Origin of the sequence: Cytobacillus oceanisediminis 2691 (genome assembly GCF_000294775.2) — a bacterium.
Classification (GTDB): Bacteria; Bacillota; Bacilli; order Bacillales; family Cytobacillaceae; genus Cytobacillus; species Cytobacillus pseudoceanisediminis.
This window is the reverse complement of sequence record NZ_CP015506.1, coordinates 5,441,364-5,461,741: the sequence shown is the minus strand read 5'-3', so window position 1 is coordinate 5,461,741 and position 20,378 is coordinate 5,441,364. Positions and strand designations below refer to the sequence as shown.

Below are 20,378 nucleotides of genomic sequence, written 5' to 3'. Positions count from 1 at the left end.
GACAGTATCCACTGTCTGTGGACAAACTTTTACAAACCCCTTGGATAACCTGTCCACATGTTATCCACAATCTGTGGATAATGAAGATATGCACAATGATTTATTAAGTGTTAAAACACAATTATGATAACAGATAATGCTTTTGTCTGCAATGCTTTTTAAACCTTTATCCACAACATGCCATCCCTGTTCATAAAAATTGTCCACAGCCTTTGGTTGTGTGAAAAACTTGTCAATATGTGATGTGGATAATGAAAATGCTGTCGAAATTTTATCCACAGACCTGTTTTTAGAGAAGATCCAATTCAAAGGGACTTCGGAATATCAGATGGAGAGATGCCATTTTTTCATGGCCAGATCGTCTGGCGACCGGAGGAACTTGCAGTCTCAAAAAGTAACTTTTACTATGAACTAATGAGAAAAACGTGGAAAAATGAAATTTAAGGATGACATTCATGCGAAAAGAAGGTAAACTTTCTGAGTGGGTTCTTTCAGATTTGTAAAAAAGAAAAAGAGCAGCTAAGAGAGAAGCCAGGTTCATACTCCAATTTTTTTGCCATTGAAGGCAGATTGACTTATATGCATAGTTGACAATTTTCTAGTTACATCTATATAATTAGAAAGACTGTCTTTAACAGCAATTCCTCAGGGAGGTGTCATATATGAAAAGAACTTATCAACCAAACAAGCGTAAAAGAAGCAAGGTTCATGGTTTCCGCAGCCGCATGAGCTCTCCGAACGGACGTAACGTTCTAGCTCGCCGCCGCCGCAAAGGAAGAAAAGTATTATCTGCTTAGGCCACTGAAACGTCAGTGGTCTTTTTTTCCATGTAAAGATAAATGTTCAAGGCGCTCTGCGCTTTTTTGAAAAGGTGATGACATGAAAAAAGAGTTCCGTGTAAAAAAAAATAAAGAATTTCAAGAGGCCTTTAAAAAGGGAAAGTCATTCGCCAACCGTCAATTTGTCGTTTACATCTTGAGAAAAGAGGAGCAGAATCATTTCCGCATCGGCCTTTCTGTCAGTAAAAAAATCGGCAATGCCGTTATGAGGAACCAGATCAAAAGGTATATCCGCCAGGCATTCTTAGAACTGGAGGAGGAAATAAAGCCGCAATATGATCTGATTGTCATTGCGAGGAAACCGGTGGCAGAAATGGATTTCCATGAAGTGAAAAAGAGTCTGATCCATGTATTGAAGGTTTCGCGGGTTTTGAATAAACCGAGACTTGGAAATACTAAAAATCAATAATCTTTATCTATCTTTATTTTGAAGCACTTCATTTTAAAAGATGTTAAAATAAGATACATATGAGCTTGTGCCCTATGACCGGGGACAAGCAAATGAAATCCATACTATTATCAGGAGCAATTAAGGAGGAAAAAACGGTTGAAGAAACGAATATTCCTATTAATCGGTTTAGTGTTTGTGATGGCCCTTTTATCGGGCTGTACAGAAATCAACCAGCCGATTACGTCTGAAAGCGAAGGCTTTTGGAACGAGTATATTGTCTACCCGCTTTCGCTGTTTATTATTAAGGTAGCAGAATTTGCAGGCGGCAGCTATGGACTATCGATCATTATTGTGACGATCATTATCCGTCTGGTCATCCTGCCATTAATGATTAAACAAACGAGAAGTTCAAAAGCGATGCAGGCGATTCAGCCAGAAATGCAGAAGCTTCGTGAAAAATACAGCTCTAAAGACCAGAAAACCCAGCAGAAGCTGCAGCAGGAAACAATGGCTTTATTCCAAAAACACGGCGTTAATCCGCTTGCCGGATGTTTCCCGTTAGTGATTCAAATGCCGATCCTGATCGGTTTCTACCATGCCATTACACGTACGCGCGAAATTGCAAACCATAATTTCCTTTGGTTTGACCTTGGATCTCCAGATCCAATTTACTTACTGCCTTTAATTGCAGGTGTGACAACGTTCATTCAGCAGAAAATGATGATGGCCGGCACTCAGCAAACTGGGCAAATGGCTGCACAAATGAAAATGATGCTTTACCTTATGCCGATTATGATCGTTATTTTTGCCATTAACTTCCCGGCAGCTCTTTCTTTATACTGGGTAGTGGGTAATATCTTCATGATCGTTCAAACGTATTTCATTAAAGGTCCGGACCTGAAAGCCGCAGCGGCCGGAAATGCAGGAGGAGCCAAAAAGTGAAACAAGTAACTGCTACAGGACATACCGTCAAGGAAGCAGTAGAGTCAGCTTTAGCTCAATTAAACACAACAGAAGACCGCATAGAGATTACTATTGTTGATGAAGGTAAAAAAGGCATTTTCGGGATTTTCGGATCCCGGCCGGCAGTGGTGAAAGCTGTGAAAAAGCCTGATCCGATTGAGGAAGCCGAAAAATTCCTCAAAGACGTCAGCGGGAAAATGGGCGTGTCCATTGAAATTGAAACATTAAGGGACGGAAAAAATGTTCAATTTATCCTATCCGGTGAGAAGATTGCCCTTTTAATCGGAAAAAGAGGACAAACGCTTAATTCCCTCCAGTATTTGACACAGCTGGTCATTAACCGATATGCCGAGCAATACTTAAATGTGGTGCTCGATGCAGAGGATTACCGAAAAAGACGCCAGGATACCCTGATTCAACTGGCTGAAAGGCTTGCTCAAAAAGCTTTGAAGACGGGAAAAGAAATTGCGCTGGAACCTATGCCTTCATATGAACGCAAAGTGATCCATACCGCCCTCGTAAATAATAAGCGAATCAAGACATATTCTGATGGCAATGACCCGCATCGGCATATCGTCATTGCACCAGCCAGAACAAGATAGCAGGAAAAGCGGAAACGCAGTTATCGACGTTCAAAATATAAAAAATTTCTTATTTTGCAAAATCCCAATCCATTTACGGATTGGGATTTTTTTGTCGCACTTTATCATCTCCCTGCAAATTATTAAATCTCAATTGGTTTTATTGTTATTCACATGTGGATAAGTTAAAATAGAGCATATTAATTATGAGACGTGTGGATAATTTTTTTCACTGGCTGTATTCAAGCGGGCTGTTGATAAGTATCATGCTGACTGATGGACAAGCCGGAACTGCGGGCTGATATGCTTTTCTAAAAAAAAGCCATGTGATATTCTATTAATTTGGGGAATCGATATTATTATTCATTTTGTATATAGATCAATGAAGTATGAAAAGAGAGGTGAACAAATTGGAATTCGATACAATAGCCGCGATATCTACTCCGATGGGGGAAGGAGCCATTGCCATTGTCCGCCTGAGCGGTGACCAGGCTTTTGAAATTGCGGACCGGCTGTTCAGAGGAGTGGGAGGCAAGCGTCTAAAGGATGTTGCTTCCCATACCATTCATTATGGGCATATTATGGACCCCAAAACCGGACAGATTGCTGAGGAAGTAATGGTATCGGCCATGAAGGGGCCGAAGACATTTACTAAAGAAGATGTCATTGAAATCAACTGCCATGGCGGACTGGTTTCCGTAAACCGCGTGCTGCAGCTTTTGCTGAATAATGGCGCACGCCTGGCAGAGCCGGGTGAATTTACAAAGCGCGCCTTTTTGAACGGGCGGATTGATTTATCCCAGGCAGAAGCGGTTATGGATTTAATCCGCGCCAAGACGGACCGGGCTATGAACATGGCACTTGGCCAGATGGAAGGAAGGCTGTCAAAGCTTATTCAGAAGCTTCGGCAGGAAGTTCTGGAGATCCTTGCTCACGTAGAAGTCAATATCGACTATCCGGAATACGATGATGTCGAAGAAATGACCCATCAAATGCTGATGGAGAAGGCTTCTTATGTAAAGCAGGAAATCGAAAAGCTTCTTCAGACTTCACAGCAGGGGAAAATACTGCGTGAAGGACTTTCAACGGTCATCGTCGGGCGGCCAAACGTTGGAAAATCTTCCTTATTGAATAGCCTTGTCCATGAGAATAAGGCGATTGTGACAGATATTCCGGGCACCACCCGTGATGTCATCGAAGAATACGTGAATGTAAGAGGAGTGCCTCTCCGCCTGGTTGATACAGCCGGCATTCGTGAAACGGAAGATATTGTGGAACGGATCGGTGTAGAAAAATCAAGGCAGGTATTAAAGGAAGCAGATTTGATTTTGCTTGTGCTCAATTACTCGGATGAATTGACCTCTGAGGATGAAAATATATTTAAAGCCGTTGAAGGCATGGATGTCATTGTAATTGTCAATAAAACCGATCTTGACCAAAAAATCGACATGAATCGCGTCCGTGAGCTTTCCAAACATCATAAACTGGTTACAACTTCTTTATTGGAGGATCAGGGAGTCGACGATCTTGAGGAAGCTATTGCTTCTCTATTTTTTGCAGGCTCCATCGAAGCCGGGGATATGACATATGTATCCAATACCCGCCATATTGCCCTATTGAACCAGGCGCAAAATGCCATTGACGAAGCGATGCAGGGTGTTGAGATGGGAACCCCAATTGACATTGTGCAAATTGATTTGACGAGAACATGGGAGCTGCTTGGTGAAATTATTGGCGATAGCGTCCATGAAAGCTTGATCGACCAGTTATTCTCGCAGTTCTGTTTAGGAAAATAGATGATTTAAGCAGGCTGTGTCAGCTGACGCAGCGGAAATAGATTTTTTAACTTTTGCAATCGGCCGGCTCAGCCTCTGTTTAGCTTGTGCCTGCCTGATTGCTGCAAAGGAGGCCGCATCATGACATATGAAGCTGGAAGTTATGATGTCATAGTAGTCGGAGCCGGACACGCGGGTGTGGAAGCAGGCCTTGCTTCGGCCCGTCTCGGCGCAAAGACATTAATGATTACAATCAACCTGGATATGGTAGCCTTTATGCCCTGCAACCCCTCAGTAGGAGGCCCTGCAAAAGGGATTGTGGTAAGGGAAATCGATGCACTTGGCGGAGAAATGGGCAAGAACATTGATAAAACCCATATTCAGATGCGCATGCTCAATACAGGAAAAGGCCCTGCAGTCCGTGCCTTAAGAGCTCAGGCCGATAAGTTCACGTATCAGCATGAAATGAAAAAAACGCTGGAAAATGAACCAAATCTGACATTAATTCAGGGAATGGTTGAACGGCTGATTGTCGAAGATGGAGAATGCAGGGGCGTCGTCACCCAGACAGGTGCCGTTTATCATTCAAAAGCAGTAGTCATTACGACAGGAACCTTCTTAAGAGGGGAAATCATCCTCGGTGAGCTGAAGTACTCAAGCGGTCCTAATAACCAGCAGCCATCCATTAAGCTCTCAGAGCATTTGCAGGAGCTTGGCTTTGATCTGGTCCGTTTTAAAACAGGAACACCGCCGCGCGTTAATAGCCACTCCATTGATTACAGCAAAACGGAAATTCAGCCAGGCGATGACGTGCCAAGAGCTTTTTCCTATGAAACCACAAAGTATATTACAGATCAGCTTCCTTGCTGGCTTACGTATACCAATGAAGAAACGCATACATTGATCGACAATAATCTTCATCGCTCGCCAATGTATTCCGGTATGATCAAAGGGACAGGACCTCGCTATTGCCCGTCGATTGAGGATAAAGTTGTCCGTTTTAATGATAAGCCGCGCCATCAGATCTTCCTGGAGCCTGAAGGCCGCAATACACAGGAAGTGTATGTGCAGGGGCTTTCAACAAGCTTGCCGGAGGATGTACAGCAGAAGATTCTCAGAACCATTCCTGGACTTGAAAATGTACAGATGATGCGTGCCGGCTATGCGATTGAGTATGATTCCATCGTACCAACGCAATTATGGCCGACACTTGAAACCAAAAAGGTTAAAAACCTCTATACTGCCGGCCAGATTAACGGGACATCCGGCTATGAAGAAGCTGCCGGCCAGGGGCTAATGGCAGGCATGAATGCCGGATTAAAATCACTGGATAAGGAAGAAGTCATTTTAAGCCGTTCAGATGCTTATATTGGCGTCCTGATTGATGACCTTGTGACCAAAGGCACGAACGAGCCTTACCGTCTATTGACTTCTAGAGCGGAATACCGTCTGCTGCTTCGCCATGATAATGCCGACCTGCGCTTAACAGAGCTTGGCCGCAAAGTAGGGCTGATCAGTGAAGAACGCTATGAAAAATTCCTGATGAAAAAGCAGGCGATTGAAGAAGAGAAAGCACGTCTGCAAGGCATCATCATCAAACCGACTTCTGATGTGCAGGAGCTGATCAAAAGCCAGGGCGGAAGCGAGCTGAAGGATGGCATCCGCGCATCTGATTTGCTGAAGCGTCCGGAAATGACATATGAGCATATCCAGCAGGTAGTTCCGGCTGAGAGCACGCTTGATCCGGATGTAACCGAACAGGTAGAAATCCAGATCAAGTATGAAGGCTATATTGAAAAGTCACTTCAGCAGGTAGAGCGCCTGAAGAAGATGGAAAACAAAAAGATCCCTGAAAACATCGATTATGATGATATTAACGGACTGGCTTCCGAAGCAAGGCAAAAGCTTAAGGAAGTAAGGCCGCTATCTCTCGCGCAGGCTTCACGGATTTCCGGTGTAAACCCTGCCGATATTTCTATTTTGCTTGTTTATTTAGAGCAGGGCAGAATTGCACGAGTTTCAGCGGAGTAAAAGGGAAAATCCGATCATGTCTGAGAACCGAAAGGATTTATAAATGAATACCGAACAATTTACAGAAATGCTGGCGGCGAAGGGGATTGCCCTTTCGCCACAGCAATTGCAGCAATATGACACCTACTATTCCACACTGGTGGAATGGAATGAAAAAATGAATTTAACAGCCATCACGGAAAAGGAAGATGTTTATCTTAAGCATTTTTATGACTCGATAAGCGCTGCTTTTTACTTTGATTTCAACCAGCCGTTAAAGGTTTGTGATGTCGGTGCCGGTGCCGGTTTTCCAAGCATACCGATTAAAATTGCTTTTCCGGGTTTACATATTACGATCGTTGACTCTCTTAATAAGCGCATTGGATTTCTGGAACATTTGGCAAAGAAGCTGGAGCTTGATAATGTGCGCTTTATCCATGACCGTGCGGAAACCTTTGGCCAGAACAAAGAATACCGTGAGTCTTTTGATGTTGTGACAGCACGGGCTGTTGCCAGATTGTCCGTTCTAAGCGAGCTGTGTCTGCCTCTGGCAAAAACAGGCGGCACATTTGTGGCCATGAAGGGTGCCAGTGCAAAAGAGGAACTGGATGCCGGCAAAAAGGCTATCTCGGTTCTTGGCGGAACACTCGTTGATTCCCACACGTTCACCTTGCCTGAAGAAGAGAGTGAGCGGAATATTTTAATCATTAAAAAAGAAAAGAGCACTCCTAAAAAGTACCCGCGGAAGCCGGGGACACCCAATAAAACACCAATTGAATAGGGTGCGCAATCTGCCATTGTATGACATAATGGTTTAAACTAATCGATTTTTCCAGATATTTATATTGCTCCTGTCCAGCAGGATTTGTCATGATGATAGAGAATATGTAATAGGGAGTTTCGTAAAGGTGGTGCAGGGTGATGAAGCATTCTTTCTCACGCTTTTTTGGCCTAGGCGAAAAGGGAGAACAAGTTACAGCGGAAAAACCAGCAGAAGAACAATTGGATATTGAAGACTTAAGCGACAGAGAAGAAGTTAAGAAGATACCTATTGATCAAATCGTCCCCAACCGTTTTCAGCCAAGAACGGTGTTTGATGATGAGAAGATAGAAGAGCTTTCTCGGACCATCCATACACATGGTATCATCCAGCCGATTGTCGTACGGGAATTTGAGGATGGCCAGTTTGAAATCATAGCAGGTGAACGCAGATACCGGGCCATGAAAAAGCTGGGCTGGGAAGAAGCTCCGGCTATCGTAAAAAATTTAAGTGATACAGAAACAGCTTCAGTGGCTTTAATTGAAAACCTTCAAAGGGAAGAACTGTCTCCAATTGAAGAAGCTGTTGCCTACGGAAAGCTTTTAGAACTGCATAATCTGACACAGGAAGCGTTGGCACAGCGCCTTGGAAAAGGCCAGTCAACCGTTGCAAACAAGCTTCGGCTGCTGAAATTGCCGCAGCCTGTCCAGGATGCGTTATTAAACAAATCAATCACAGAGCGGCATGCCCGTTCGCTCATTCCGCTGAAGGACCCAGAGAAGCAGGTCGCCCTGCTTCAGGAGATAGTGGAGAAGAATCTGAATGTGAAGCAGACAGAAGACAGGGTTGTCAAAATTCTCGAACAGAAAAATCCAAAGCCGAAGCCGAAGCGAAAGGCGTTCAGCAAGGATATGAGAATTGCGGTCAATACGATCCGCCAATCATTATCCATGGTTTCTGACAGCGGCATTAATCTTGATTCGGAAGAAGAAGAATTTGATGAATTTTATCAAATTACGATTAAGATTCCTAAAAAGAAATAATTTTTTAACGCGAGAGATGAAGCAGGGCCTCCCTGTTTTGTTTTTCGCGTTTTTTTTGAAGGACGATAAAAAGACTATTAGAATCTTCTTATTTTTTACAAAAAAATTATTCTGTCCTGTTTTTCGTGATAAAATAGACTACGTGATTTAACCATTCTAATAAATTCGCAGATAGATAGATCGTAATACTGATAGATGAAAGCAGGTGACACCGTGGGCAAGATTATAGCCGTTGCGAACCAGAAAGGCGGAGTCGGCAAAACGACCACTTCCGTCAATCTTGGCGCATGCCTGGCATACATAGGCAAGAAAGTGCTGCTGGTCGACATTGATCCGCAGGGGAACGCCACAAGCGGAATTGGCATTGAAAAGGCTGATGTCGATCATTGCATCTATGACGTTCTCGTTGATGATGTGGAAGCATCAAAGGTTATAAAATCAACTTCGGTAGAGAATTTATATGCAATCCCGGCAACCATTCAGCTGGCAGGTGCAGAAATTGAATTGGTGCCGACCATCTCGCGGGAAGTAAGATTAAAGAGGGCTCTTGAAGAAGTAAGAGCAAACTTTGACTATGTTATTATCGACTGTCCCCCTTCTCTCGGATTACTGACAATTAACTCGCTGACCGCTTCGGATGCCGTCATCATACCAGTGCAATGCGAGTACTATGCGCTTGAGGGTCTGAGTCAGCTTCTGAATACGGTCCGTCTTGTGCAGAAGCATCTGAATCATGATTTGAAAATCGAAGGCGTACTGCTGACGATGCTTGATGCCCGTACAAATCTTGGCATTCAGGTCATTGAAGAAGTGAAAAAGTATTTTCAGGATAAAGTATATAAAACAATCATTCCCCGCAATGTGCGGCTGGGAGAGGCTCCAAGCCATGGAGAACCTATCATTACTTATGATCCGAAGTCACGTGGAGCTGAAGTATATTTAGAACTGGCAAAGGAAGTGGTTTCAAATGGCTAAAGGTTTAGGAAAAGGTCTGAATGCTTTTTTCAATAATATTGAAACCGAAAAAGAAGAAACCGTACAAGAAGTCAAAATAAAGGACATCCGTCCAAACCCTTATCAGCCGCGCAAAGTGTTTGAAAAGGAAGCCATCGAGGAATTGAAGCAGTCCATCCTTGAACACGGAATTCTGCAGCCGATCATCGTCCGAAAAAGCATCAAAGGCTATGAAATTGTAGTTGGGGAGCGCCGCTACCGGGCAGCAAAAGAAGCAAATCTTGAAAGAGTTCCTGTTGTCATACGGGAATTGAATGAACAGCAGATGATGGAGCTCGCTGTTCTTGAGAATCTGCAGCGTGAAGACTTAACTCCAATTGAAGAAGCGGCTGCATACCAGCTGTTAATGGAGAAGCTCAAGGTGACACAAGAGGAGCTGGCAAAGCGCCTGGGAAAAAGCAGGCCGCATATTGCCAACCATATTCGCCTGCTTTCCCTTCCTCCGAAAATTCAAGGTTTGATTTCTGACGGGAAAATCTCCATGGGTCATGGCAGAGCCCTATTGGGCCTGCGGAAAAAAGAGAAACTGCAGGCGCTCGTTGAAAAAACAGTTAAAGACGGCTTAAATGTCCGTCAGCTTGAACAGCTGATTCAGCAACTGAATGATGTTTCACGTGAAACGAAAAAGCCAAATGCTCCAAAAGACATTTTTATTAAGGAACGCGAATCCTCCCTCCGAGAAAGATTCGGAACCACGGTCCATATTAAACAGTCCAAAAACAAAGGGAAAATAGAGATTGAATTTTTCTCAAAAGAAGATTTGGAACGCATTATGGAACTTTTAGAAACCAATTCGTAAGCCATCTTAATGATGGTTTATTTTTTTACAGGTATTCAAAAAAAGATTGTAGGTCAGTACCTTTCGTGGTAATTTTAATAGAAAATAATTCGCATTGCGAAATAATTAGGTGAAGAATATGTTTTTGCTAGGAACGCTTGTGAATGGATTATTGATAATTATAGGAACACTGCTGGGGAAATTGCTTCATCGCATTCCTGAGAGTATGAAGGGGACGGTGATGCATGCGATCGGCCTTGCTGTCATGGTGCTCGGCCTGCAAATGGGTCTTAAAAGCGAGAACTTCCTGGTTGTGATTTTAAGTCTTGTTTTCGGAGCAGTAATTGGAGAATACTTTGCTCTCGAAGATAAGCTGAACAAACTTGGCGATTGGCTCGAAAGCAAAATCGGCTCAAAAGGCCAAGGCAGCATTTCGCAGGGCTTCGTAACGGCTACGCTTATCTTTGTCATTGGTGCCATGGCCATTATCGGCGCGCTCGACAGCGGTATCCGGGGCGACCACTCGGTTCTTTATACCAAATCGATTATTGACGGCTTCACCTCCCTTATCTTAACGACTACATTAGGAATTGGTGTGCTCTTTTCAGCTTTTCCGGTCATGCTTTATGAAGGACTCATTGCCCTTTTTGCCACCCAAATCGACCGGTTTGTCCCCCAGCTTCTTATGGACAGCTTTATCAAGGAAATGACCGCGACAGGCGGAATCATGATCTTTGCGATTGGTCTGAATCTGACAGGGATAACAAAGATCAGGGTTGCGAACCTGCTTCCTGGAATTGTGGTTACGGGGATTATTGTGTCGGTTGTTTATTTTTATGGAATTTATTTTTAGGTGATTTAGTTGTTGGTGCGGTGATGTGAAGCATGTGCACTGGAATTTATTGTGCTTGCGGTGGCTTAACAATTTGGTTGCAGTACATAAACTAATGAAATTGAGCATGTACCTGATACGAGCGCGAAAATCTGCTATGAGCGCACGAAAAGAAGAGAGAACGGCGCATAAACAGGGTGAGAGCGCAAAAGCATCTTCAGATAGCGCATAAAAAAACTGAATCAGCGCGAAAACCTGTAAAAAGAGCGCGAAAAGATGGTAGAACGGCGCCTAAACCGGGTGAGAGCGCAAAAGTAATTTAAGATGCGCAAAAACTTACCGAATCAGCGCGAAAAACTATAATAAGAGCGCGAAAAGATGGTAGAACGGCGCCTAAACAGGGTGAGAGCGCAAAAGTAATTTCTAGATAGCGCTTTAAACTTACCGAATCGGCGCAAAAAACTATAATAAGAGCGCGAAAAGATAGTAGAACGGCGCTTAAACCGGGTGAGAGCGCAAAAGTATCTTCAGATAGCGCATAAACTAGCCGAATCAGTGCGAAAACCTGTAAAAAGAGTGCGAAAAGATGGTAGAACGACGCATAAACCGGGTGAGAGCGCAAAAGCATCTTCAGATAGCGCATAAAAAACCGAATCAGTGCGAAAACCTGTAAAAAGTGCGCGAAAAGATGGTAGAACGGCGCCTAACCGGGTGAGAGCGCAAAAGTATCTTCAGATAGCGCATAAAAAAACCGAAACAGCGCGAAAATCTGTAATAAGAGCGCGAAAAGGCGGTAGAACGGCACATAAACAGGGTGAGAGCGCAAAAGTATCTTCAGATAGCGCATAAAAAAACCGAAACAGCGCGAAAATCTGTAATAAGAGCGCGAAAAGGCGGTAGAACGGCACATAAACAGGGTGAGAGCGCAAAAGTATCTCCAGCTAGCGCATAAACTTACCGAATCAGCGCGAAAATCTGTAATAAGAGCGCGAAAAGAAGAGAAAGCGGCGCATAAACCAGATTGGGAGCACTAAATATCTACATACAGCGCATAAACTCATCGAACGAAACCCTGTCAGAACAGCGCAATGCCACCCCTCCCATCCCCAGCTAACCAAAAAAGCCGCAGGCCCAATTCCCCTGCGGTTTTCCTATTCATTAAGGTGTTTGTTCACGGTTTAGTTCCCACTTGAATGCAGGCCAAGCTGGTGCAGTCTGGTGGGTCAGGCTTGCTTCATAGATGCCGCCTGCGATGGTTTTGGCCATTTTCAGGACGAGGTTGAGTCTTGTGTTCTGGAGGACGAAGAATTCCATAAATCCGCTGACGTTGACGATGCCGGTTATGTGCATGTCCCCTACTTCCGGCAGGTCTTTATTGACTCCGGCGCCAGGCTTGACGGGCCCTTCTCCGATTTGGATGACACCGACGCTTTTTAAGCGGCCCAGGCAGGCGTCGATCCCGATGATAAAGGGATTAAAATGTTTCTTTTTGATTTCGCTCAGTTTTTCTTCCAGGTTTACGGCATGGATTGGGTCCTCCAGTGTTCCGTATACATGGAATGATGAAATGGATTTTTCCTCGAGGAGTGTGCCGACCAGCGGACCTAATGAATCGCCTGTAGAGCGGTCTGTGCCAATGCAGACAAAAACGATGGGACGGCAGCTGATGCCCGCAGGAAGAATATTCTTTAGTTCAGCAGCCAATTTTTCAGCAGAGTTTGTTTCTTCATGCGAGATTCTGGCAGAAGCCCCGCCTTTTTTGTCAAACAAGTTTGGTTTGAAGTTCATATAGGTCCACTCCCTCTTTATTCCTTGCCATGCCCGAAATACAAGTATTTATACGTTTTTAACAGTATACGGAAATTTTGTGTAATCTATACATACCTGTATTATTTAATCGTTAAACAATCGAGTTTTAAACTGTAAAATCATGAGAAAAATTGATAAAATTGTTTTGTTTTACAGAGGGGTTCGCACTGAGAGGCAAGATGCAGTATAATTTCATACAAAGTAAAGGATTGTAATTTTGAAGGCGATAACTGTCTAGCTCCAGGCGCCATCGGCTCTCGGGTCTAAGCTTGTCTAGTTTTGGCTCCTAGGGACTCGAGGTCATAAGCCGATAAGCGGGCCCTTCCGCTTTTCTATATTTTCACTAAAGTAAAGCAGGTGAAATCATGAGTCCTATTGAAAAAATGATTAACAGTATGATAGATAAGGTTTCTAATGAACAGACATGGATAAATATCGGAGAAGGCATCTTTAAAATTTTTGCGATTCTGATCGTTACGAGCATCCTGATCAGGATTGGCAAGCTGGCGATCCGCAATATTTTTAAAGTGAGGGCACCGTCAAGGCTCCGAATCTCAGAGCGCAGGGAAGCTACCCTTCTGAAGCTGCTTGAGAATATGCTTACGTATGTGGTGTTTTTCGTTGCGGCGATCATGATATTATCGGTGCTGACGATTGATGTAAAAGCCCTTTTGGCCGGTGCCGGAATCGTCGGGCTGGCTGTTGGGTTTGGGGCACAAAGTCTTGTAAAGGATATCATCACCGGGTTTTTCATCATTTTTGAAGACCAGTTCTCGGTGGGGGATTATATCCGGATTGATCAATTTGAAGGAACGGTAGAAGAAATCGGATTGCGGACAACAAAGATTAAAAACTGGACAGGTGAAGTTCATATCCTTCCGAACGGAAGCATTATGCAGGTCACTAATTTTTCCATAAATAACAGCGTTGCCTTTGTGGATGTCAGCATTGCTTATGAAGGCGATATTGTGAAAGCTGAAAGAGTTCTTCAGGAATTATTCGAAAAGCTGCCGGGCAAATATGAGGATATGATCAAGCCGCCGGAAATTCTCGGCATCCAAAATCTGGCTGCTTCTGATGTGGTGCTGCGCGTGGTTTCAGAAACGCTGCCAATGAGGCACTTTTATATTGCACGGCAGCTGCGGAAAGAAATTAAGCTTTGTTTAGATGAGCATGGCATTGAAATTCCGTTCCCGCGACTTGTTATGTATACACGGAATGATCAGGCAAAGGAAAATCCTAAACTGAATGCGGAGGGATAAATATGGAGCAAAAGGAATTTGATCTACACGATGTGGTGGAAATGAAAAAGCCTCATCCATGCGGGGTTAACAAATGGAAAATCATCCGAATGGGAGCAGATATCCGCATTAAGTGCGAAGGCTGCGGCCACAGCGTGATGATTCCAAGAAGGGAATTCGCCCGCAAAATGAAGAAGATTCTTGTTAAGCATGAGGGGTAAATAGATAAATACGGGGAGATGAGGGTTTTGGCGGATACATTCAAGTCAGCCTGTCCCCTTAACTGCTGGGACAGCTGCGGCTTACATGTAACAGTTGAAGACGGTAAGGTGACAAAGGTAGATGGTGATCAGGACCATCCAATAACAAAGGGGAAAATTTGCGGCCGCGGCAGAATGCTTGAAAGCAGGACCAATTCTCCGGAGCGCCTGCTTCATCCGATAAAGAAGGTGGATGGAGAATTTGTGCGAGTTTCATGGGAGCAGGCTTTGCACGATATTTCCCTGAAAATGAAAGAGCTAAAAGAAACAGCTGGGACCACTTCGGTCCTGCACAGCCATGATTATGCCAATGGAGGCTTGCTGACGAACCTAGGTCAGCGCTTTTTTAACTGCTATGGCGGAGTGACTGAGCTGACGGGATCCATCTGCTGGGGAGCCGGCATCGAGGCTCAGAGCTGGGATTTCGGAGATGCGTATAGCCACGGGCCTGAAGATATTTTAAACAGCAAACATATTGTTGTCTGGGGCAGAAATGTCGCGCGCACCAATATGCACCTGTATCAAAAGTTGCAGGAAGCAAAGAAGCAAGGTGCCAAGCTGTATGTAATTGATCCGATTTTTAATGCGACGGCTAAAATAGCGGACCGCTATTTTTCCATCAAGCCGGGAATGGATGGATGGCTTGCGGCCGGCATCATGAAGGAAATGCTCCGTCTGGGCGCAGAAGATAGAAGTTTCATAGATAAGTATTCTATTGGCTTTGAAGACCTGAATGAACTGCTGAGCAGTGTGACACTTGAGGAAGTGGCAGAAAAAACGGAAGTGCCTGCAGAGGTGATGACCGAGCTTGCGATGGTCTATGGGGACCGCCCCGTTTCCACTTTCTTTGGCCTGGGCATGCAGCGCTACGAAAACGGCGGAAACACGATCCGGCTGATGGATGCTTTAATTGCTGTGAGCGGAAATATTGGCATCCCGGGCGGAGGCGCAAACTATGCCAACAGGCAGGTTGGGCAAAGCTTTGATGGGGCAGCCCTCACCCTCCCTGAACGGAAAACGGCTTTCAGGCAATTTACGATGATGCGGCAGGCAGAGGGAATATTAACAGCAAAAGACCCTGAGATTAACATGATTTTCGTTACGTGTGGAAACCCTTTAACTCAGGTCCCTGACTCATCAAGGGTACGCGAGGCTTTTGCATCTGTTGAGACAGTCGTCGTGATGGATCAGTTTATGACAGATACGGCCAAAATGGCTGATTATGTGCTTCCGGTTACCACAGTTTTTGAACAGGAAGATGTTTATTACTCTTCCATGTACCATCACTTTGTCAATCATGGTCCGAAGCTGGTTGAACCGCCAGGGGAAGCGAAGACTGATTTATGGGTTTGGACTGAGCTTTCTAAGCGTCTTGGATTCGGAGCCGATTTCGATTTTACAAGAGAAGAGTTTATCAGCATGGGCCTCGGTTCACTAAGTGAGCATGGGATCACATTGGATAGCTTAAGGAATTCCCACCATAAGGAACTCCCGGTTGATACGGTGCCCTGGGCAGACCGGCAGTTCAAAACGCCAAGCGGCAAGTATGAATTCACCTCTGCTGCGGCGTTCCGAAAGGGTTCCGAAAGCAGGCTGACACTCGCTCTTCCCCGGGAAACCAAGTGGACGGACAAGGAGCGTGCCAATCAGTTTCCTTATACACTGCTGACGATTCATCCTCTTCGCTCCAATCATTCGCAGCATTATCACCTTTTGAAGCCTGAGCCAAAGGCAAAGGTGGAAATTGCCGACAATATTGCTGAGAAGCTTGGCCTGCAGGAGAACGATTATGTCAAAGTGTGGAATGACCGAGGGGAAATGAAGGGCTTTGTCCATATAATGAAAAAAGCCCATCCGGATACCATCAATATTGATGAGGGCATTTGGTCAAAATTTGGCGGTCCCGTCAATAATCTTACTTCCAGCCGCGAATCGGACAATGGCCTTGGAAGCACTTTGTACGACTGCCTTGTTAATATTGAGAAGATATAAAATTGGGTGACAGGCACCTATACCAGTTCAGCAAAGTGGTATAGGTGCCTGTCACCTTTTCTTTACATTTCAACGGCAACTATCTATAATTGTTAGAGGCTTGTTTAAATGAGAAACAATCGTATTTTTTTAAACATAAGAATCATAACTTTGAATTTCGATAACTGTCTAGCTCCAGCGCCTACCCCCTCGAGGTCACAAGCCAAACCTCCCAGAAAGGTAAAGAACACCTTTCCGTTAGGTTCGTCTTGTGCTTGGGGCCCACAGGATGTGGGTCATGCAGACGTTGCCACAGGACGTGGCGTTCTTAGTCTGCGTTCCTTTGGAACCAAGGCGCTTGCGCTTTTCTTATGATGAATAAAGTTGAGGAGTGACTTGGATGGCTTTAACAGCTGGTATTGTAGGTTTGCCGAACGTCGGAAAGTCTACGTTGTTTAATGCAATTACCCAGGCAGGAGCGGAGTCTGCGAACTATCCGTTCTGTACAATTGATCCGAATGTGGGAATTGTTGAAGTGCCTGATCACCGTTTGAATAAATTAACTGAATTGGTTCAGCCGAAAAAGACTGTGCCAACGGCTTTCGAATTTACGGATATTGCCGGCATCGTAAAGGGTGCGAGCAAAGGGGAAGGTCTTGGGAATAAGTTCCTGTCTCATATTCGTGAAGTAGATGCCATCTGCCAGGTTGTCCGCTGTTTTGCGGATGACAATATTACACACGTTGCAGGGAAAGTTGATCCAATCGACGATATTGAAGTCATCAACCTGGAATTGATTCTGGCTGACCTGGAATCGGTTGAAAAGCGAATTGGCCGCGTGAGCAAGCTGGCAAAGCAGAAAGATAAAGATTCTGTGTTTGAGCTTGAAATTCTGGAAAAATTAAAAGAAGCGTTTGAAGCAGACAAACCGGCGCGTACAGTTGAGTTTACAGAGGAACAAATGAAGCTTGTAAAAGGTCTTCATCTGCTGACAATTAAACCTGTGCTTTACGTGGCGAATGTTAGCGAAGATGATGTAGCTGATCCTTCTTCAAACGAATATGTGCAGCAGGTTAAAGAATTTGCTGCAAAGGATAATGCGGAAGTAATTGTCATCTGTGCAAAAATTGAATCTGAAATTGCGGAGCTTGATGGGGAAGAAAAAGAAATGTTCCTTCAGGAGCTTGGCATCGAAGAATCAGGCCTTGATCAGCTGATTAGAGCAGCCTACAATCTTCTTGGACTTGCAACTTACTTCACAGCCGGCGTACAGGAAGTCCGCGCCTGGACATTCCGTAAAGGCATGAAGGCTCCCCAGTGTGCGGGAGTTATTCACTCAGACTTTGAAAAAGGCTTCATCCGTGCAGAAACGGTTTCCTATGAAGACCTTGTGGCTGCAGGCAACATGACAGCTGCCAAAGAAGCAGGAAAAGTCCGCCTTGAAGGAAAAGAATATATTGTTAAAGACGGAGATGTCATGCACTTCCGCTTTAACGTTTAATTTACTGAGAACCTCTATTTAGGGGTTCTTTTTTTTCTATGCAACAGTATGATGTTGGTTTCAAGCGCGGTGACCGATAAAGCAGCCGGTCATCTCTGCTGCAGCGAAATCGACCTTCAGAATTAAAGCTCGAAAAGAAATCCTCTCTCAAATAAACTTCCATCTAGCAATTAACTCCAGTGATATTGCTTTTGCATAATTAATGTGCTATAATTTCAACTTGTGAGTAATGAATATATTGCTCCTTGCCCTTTTGAAGGGCCGTTAGACCAAAAGGAGGTGAAAGTGATGAGAAAGTACGAAGTTATGTACATCATCCGCCCAAACATTGAAGATGAGGCTAAAAAAGCCCTAGTTGAGCGTTTCAACACAATCTTAACTGACAATGGTGCGGAGGTTTCTGAATCAAAGGATTGGGGTAAGCGTCGCCTTGCATACGAAATCAATGATTTCCGCGATGGCTACTACCAGCTAATGAACGTTAATGCTGAAGCAAAAGCAGTTGACGAGTTCACTCGTCTAGCTAAAATCAGCGAAGACATCATCCGTTACATCGTTGTTAAAGACGAAAAATAATAGATAAAGCCATTTTTACCGAGAGGAGTTGATTCTGATGATGAACCGTGTTGTTCTTGTCGGACGTTTGACAAAGGATCCTGATTTGCGGTATACCCCGAACGGAGTTCCTGTCGCTTCATTCACTCTTGCCGTGAATCGTACTTTTACGAATCAGCAAGGTGAACGGGAGGCAGACTTTATCAACTGTGTGGTATGGAGAAAGCCAGCTGAAAACGTAGCGAATTTCCTTAAAAAAGGAAGTCTTGCAGGTGTAGATGGCCGGATTCAGTCCCGCAGCTATGAAGGCCAGGATGGAAAGCGTGTTTACGTGACAGAAGTCCAGGCTGAGAGTGTGCAATTCCTTGAGCCTAAGAATAGTTCTGGCGGCCAGGGAGGCAATCCGAACTACGGCGGTCCAAGAGATCAGGATTTCCCATTTGGAAATAACAGCAATCAGAATCAACGCCAGGATAATCGTAATCAGGGCGGCTATACTCGCGTGGATCAGGACCCATTCGCAAATGACGGCCAAATCGACATTTCCGATGACGACCTGCCATTCTAATAGTGCCTGATTATGAACGGAAATATATAATCAAAAAGCTAAAGGAGGTAACTGACCATGGCTGGAGGACGCAGAGGAGGACGTGCTAAACGTCGTAAGGTTTGCTTTTTCACTGCAAACGGAATCACTCACATCGACTACAAAGATGTGGATCTTCTAAAAAAATTCATCTCTGAGCGCGGTAAGATTTTACCACGTCGTGTAACTGGCACTAACGCTAAATACCAACGTAAATTAACGATTGCTATTAAGCGTGCGCGCCAAATGGCATTACTGCCATACGTTTCAGGTGAATAATAAATATGAAAAGACGCTGGTATCCGGCGTCTTTTTTTATTATGCTTTCTTCTTTAATGCAGGATTGTATTAAAGTGCAAACCTGATGAAAAAGCCGGCATTCCCTCTTCTGAAATCACGAAGGTTGAACCTGCATTTAATACTAGCTACAATAGACTTTATGAGTTGTTTTATTTGGAATGGTTCAAAAAGCAGGGAAAATGATTTCCCCCTTTTTGGATACACAGTTTGAGGGGTGTATCAATGAATAATGTACATAAATTAACAGAGGGTGCAGTGCTTCTGGCTGTTTTTGCAGTGCTTCTTCTGATTTCGCTCTATGTGCCGTTTCTCGGTACCATTTCGGTTTTCTTCCTGGCTCTTCCGTTTATTATGTTTGCAGCAAAAAATAACCGGATGTATGCAATCGTATTTCTAACGGGAGGCATCCTGCTTTCTCTGATTATCGGTTCGTTTATGGCTCTGCCGCTTGTGCTGACATTTGGACTGACCGGGACGGTAATTGGCATTTTTATAAGTGAAAAGAAAGGACGGATGCCTTCCTTTATTGCGGGCACCCTTGTATTCCTTGCAGCCCTGCTGATCCTGTATGCGGCGGCAGTTGCTCTTTTTAATATAAATATTATTCAAGAAGGCATCGATATGATGGAGGAGTCCATCCAAATTTCAGAAGGAGTGCTTGAAGGCTTTGGCCAGAATGCGGATAAAGCAGTCGAGCAATTTACAGAAGGCCTGAAAATGATTGAGACGCTGACGCCAAGCTTATTCGTCATGACATCGGTTATTTCCGTTTTTGTCATCCAGCTTGTCTCCTTTCCGATTGCCAAAAGATTCGGCATTAAGGTTGAAAGCTGGAAGCCGTTCAGGGAAATGAGCCTGCCGAAAAGCATATTATGGTACTATCTCATTACAATTATAGCTTCTTTCCTTTTTAATCCGTCAGAAGGAAGCTACTGGTTTATGGCGCTTGTAAATATTGCATTCATTCTGCAGATTTTCATGGTCATTCAAGGCCTGTCCCTGATTTTCTTTTTCAGCCATTTAAAGGGGTGGCCGAAAGCTGTGCCGGTTCTGGCCGCTGTATTTACATTTCTTATGCCATTTCTCCTTTATATTGTGAGGATATTAGGTATAATTGACTTAGGATTCGATTTAAGGCAAAGATTAGGAAAAAAGTGATGAACAACACT

At 44.3% G+C, this 20,378-nt stretch carries 20 protein-coding genes; 19 read left to right on the top strand and 1 reads right to left on the bottom strand.

Annotated elements, in window-relative coordinates:
- Positions 1-662 precede the first annotated feature (662 nt).
- The 11 genes from rpmH to A361_RS27115 all read left to right on the top strand — a co-directional run bounded on the left by rpmH (position 663) and on the right by A361_RS27115 (position 11,007).
- Entirely contained in the window at positions 663-797 is a 135-nt protein-coding gene (rpmH, locus tag A361_RS27165; RefSeq protein ID WP_019382473.1) for a 50S ribosomal protein L34, read from the top strand.
- 82 nt (positions 798-879) lie between these two features.
- Positions 880-1,248, top strand: coding sequence for a ribonuclease P protein component (rnpA, locus tag A361_RS27160; protein ID WP_019382474.1), 369 nt, complete (start codon positions 880-882; stop codon positions 1,246-1,248).
- A gap of 138 nt (positions 1,249-1,386) precedes the next feature.
- Positions 1,387-2,172, top strand: coding sequence for a YidC family membrane integrase SpoIIIJ (spoIIIJ, locus tag A361_RS27155; protein WP_019382475.1), 786 nt, complete (start codon positions 1,387-1,389; stop codon positions 2,170-2,172).
- Positions 2,169-2,795, top strand: a complete 627-nt coding sequence (gene jag / locus A361_RS27150; RefSeq protein WP_009332487.1) for an RNA-binding cell elongation regulator Jag/EloR — start codon at positions 2,169-2,171, stop codon at positions 2,793-2,795. The genes spoIIIJ and jag overlap by 4 nt, the downstream gene beginning before the upstream one ends.
- A 389-nt stretch (positions 2,796-3,184) precedes the next feature.
- On the top strand, positions 3,185-4,570 hold the full coding sequence (gene mnmE, locus A361_RS27145; protein ID WP_019382476.1) for a tRNA uridine-5-carboxymethylaminomethyl(34) synthesis GTPase MnmE: 1,386 nt from the start codon (positions 3,185-3,187) through the stop codon (positions 4,568-4,570).
- A 120-nt stretch (positions 4,571-4,690) separates the two neighbouring features.
- The gene (mnmG, locus tag A361_RS27140) at positions 4,691-6,580 is read left to right on the top strand and encodes a tRNA uridine-5-carboxymethylaminomethyl(34) synthesis enzyme MnmG (RefSeq protein ID WP_009332485.1); all 1,890 of its coding nucleotides are present in this window, start codon (positions 4,691-4,693) and stop codon (positions 6,578-6,580) included.
- 43 nt (positions 6,581-6,623) lie between these two features.
- Positions 6,624-7,340, top strand: coding sequence for a 16S rRNA (guanine(527)-N(7))-methyltransferase RsmG (gene rsmG, locus A361_RS27135; protein ID WP_009332484.1), 717 nt, complete (start codon positions 6,624-6,626; stop codon positions 7,338-7,340).
- A 140-nt stretch (positions 7,341-7,480) separates the two neighbouring features.
- Positions 7,481-8,362: a nucleoid occlusion protein gene (noc, locus tag A361_RS27130; protein ID WP_009332483.1), complete on the top strand. Its 882-nt coding sequence runs from the start codon at positions 7,481-7,483 to the stop codon at positions 8,360-8,362.
- Positions 8,363-8,575: 213 nt separating this feature from the next.
- Positions 8,576-9,337, top strand: coding sequence for a ParA family protein (locus tag A361_RS27125; RefSeq protein WP_009332482.1), 762 nt, complete (start codon positions 8,576-8,578; stop codon positions 9,335-9,337).
- Complete coding sequence (locus A361_RS27120; RefSeq protein WP_009332481.1) at positions 9,330-10,175, top strand: ParB/RepB/Spo0J family partition protein; 846 nt, start codon at positions 9,330-9,332, stop codon at positions 10,173-10,175. The genes A361_RS27125 and A361_RS27120 overlap by 8 nt, the downstream gene beginning before the upstream one ends.
- A 118-nt stretch (positions 10,176-10,293) precedes the next feature.
- Positions 10,294-11,007: a DUF554 domain-containing protein gene (locus A361_RS27115; protein ID WP_019382477.1), complete on the top strand. Its 714-nt coding sequence runs from the start codon at positions 10,294-10,296 to the stop codon at positions 11,005-11,007.
- A 1,137-nt stretch (positions 11,008-12,144) separates the two neighbouring features.
- On the opposite strand, the gene yyaC is transcribed toward A361_RS27115, so the two are convergent.
- Positions 12,145-12,774 (bottom strand): spore protease YyaC, encoded by a 630-nt coding sequence (gene yyaC / locus A361_RS27110; RefSeq protein ID WP_009332479.1) that lies wholly within the window; start codon positions 12,772-12,774, stop codon positions 12,145-12,147.
- A gap of 386 nt (positions 12,775-13,160) precedes the next feature.
- Between yyaC and A361_RS27105 the strand changes: the two genes are divergently transcribed.
- From A361_RS27105 to A361_RS27065, 8 genes are all read left to right on the top strand, one after another.
- Positions 13,161-14,057, top strand: a complete 897-nt coding sequence (locus tag A361_RS27105) for a mechanosensitive ion channel family protein (protein ID WP_019382844.1) — start codon at positions 13,161-13,163, stop codon at positions 14,055-14,057.
- Positions 14,058-14,059: 2 nt separating this feature from the next.
- On the top strand, positions 14,060-14,257 hold the full coding sequence (locus A361_RS27100; RefSeq protein ID WP_009332477.1) for a DUF951 domain-containing protein: 198 nt from the start codon (positions 14,060-14,062) through the stop codon (positions 14,255-14,257).
- 27 nt (positions 14,258-14,284) lie between these two features.
- Positions 14,285-16,288: a molybdopterin-dependent oxidoreductase gene (locus A361_RS27095; RefSeq protein WP_019382843.1), complete on the top strand. Its 2,004-nt coding sequence runs from the start codon at positions 14,285-14,287 to the stop codon at positions 16,286-16,288.
- Positions 16,289-16,667: 379 nt separating this feature from the next.
- Positions 16,668-17,768, top strand: coding sequence for a redox-regulated ATPase YchF (gene ychF, locus A361_RS27085; RefSeq protein ID WP_009332475.1), 1,101 nt, complete (start codon positions 16,668-16,670; stop codon positions 17,766-17,768).
- Positions 17,769-18,056: 288 nt separating this feature from the next.
- The gene (gene rpsF, locus A361_RS27080) at positions 18,057-18,344 is read left to right on the top strand and encodes a 30S ribosomal protein S6 (RefSeq protein WP_009332474.1); all 288 of its coding nucleotides are present in this window, start codon (positions 18,057-18,059) and stop codon (positions 18,342-18,344) included.
- A 37-nt stretch (positions 18,345-18,381) separates the two neighbouring features.
- Positions 18,382-18,891 carry a single-stranded DNA-binding protein gene (ssb, locus tag A361_RS27075; protein WP_009332473.1) on the top strand — a complete coding sequence of 170 codons (510 nt, stop codon included), beginning with the start codon at positions 18,382-18,384 and terminating at the stop codon, positions 18,889-18,891.
- Between the two features lie 57 nt (positions 18,892-18,948).
- The gene (gene rpsR / locus A361_RS27070; protein ID WP_009332461.1) at positions 18,949-19,188 is read left to right on the top strand and encodes a 30S ribosomal protein S18; all 240 of its coding nucleotides are present in this window, start codon (positions 18,949-18,951) and stop codon (positions 19,186-19,188) included.
- Between the two features lie 243 nt (positions 19,189-19,431).
- Complete coding sequence (locus A361_RS27065; protein ID WP_009332460.1) at positions 19,432-20,367, top strand: YybS family protein; 936 nt, start codon at positions 19,432-19,434, stop codon at positions 20,365-20,367.
- Positions 20,368-20,378 lie beyond the last annotated feature (11 nt).

Coding starts and splice junctions, on each gene's coding strand:
- mnmG (WP_009332485.1), top strand. CDS start 4,691: ATGACATATGAAGCTGGAAGTTATGATGTCATAGTAGTCGGAGCCGGA.
- A361_RS27065 (WP_009332460.1), top strand. CDS start 19,432: ATGAATAATGTACATAAATTAACAGAGGGTGCAGTGCTTCTGGCTGTT.
- ssb (WP_009332473.1), top strand. CDS start 18,382: ATGATGAACCGTGTTGTTCTTGTCGGACGTTTGACAAAGGATCCTGAT.
- rpmH (WP_019382473.1), top strand. CDS start 663: ATGAAAAGAACTTATCAACCAAACAAGCGTAAAAGAAGCAAGGTTCAT.
- rsmG (WP_009332484.1), top strand. CDS start 6,624: ATGAATACCGAACAATTTACAGAAATGCTGGCGGCGAAGGGGATTGCC.
- yyaC (WP_009332479.1), bottom strand. CDS start 12,774: ATGAACTTCAAACCAAACTTGTTTGACAAAAAAGGCGGGGCTTCTGCC.
- noc (WP_009332483.1), top strand. CDS start 7,481: ATGAAGCATTCTTTCTCACGCTTTTTTGGCCTAGGCGAAAAGGGAGAA.
- ychF (WP_009332475.1), top strand. CDS start 16,668: ATGGCTTTAACAGCTGGTATTGTAGGTTTGCCGAACGTCGGAAAGTCT.
- A361_RS27115 (WP_019382477.1), top strand. CDS start 10,294: ATGTTTTTGCTAGGAACGCTTGTGAATGGATTATTGATAATTATAGGA.
- A361_RS27105 (WP_019382844.1), top strand. CDS start 13,161: ATGAGTCCTATTGAAAAAATGATTAACAGTATGATAGATAAGGTTTCT.
- rnpA (WP_019382474.1), top strand. CDS start 880: ATGAAAAAAGAGTTCCGTGTAAAAAAAAATAAAGAATTTCAAGAGGCC.
- A361_RS27120 (WP_009332481.1), top strand. CDS start 9,330: ATGGCTAAAGGTTTAGGAAAAGGTCTGAATGCTTTTTTCAATAATATT.
- rpsF (WP_009332474.1), top strand. CDS start 18,057: ATGAGAAAGTACGAAGTTATGTACATCATCCGCCCAAACATTGAAGAT.
- A361_RS27100 (WP_009332477.1), top strand. CDS start 14,060: ATGGAGCAAAAGGAATTTGATCTACACGATGTGGTGGAAATGAAAAAG.
- rpsR (WP_009332461.1), top strand. CDS start 18,949: ATGGCTGGAGGACGCAGAGGAGGACGTGCTAAACGTCGTAAGGTTTGC.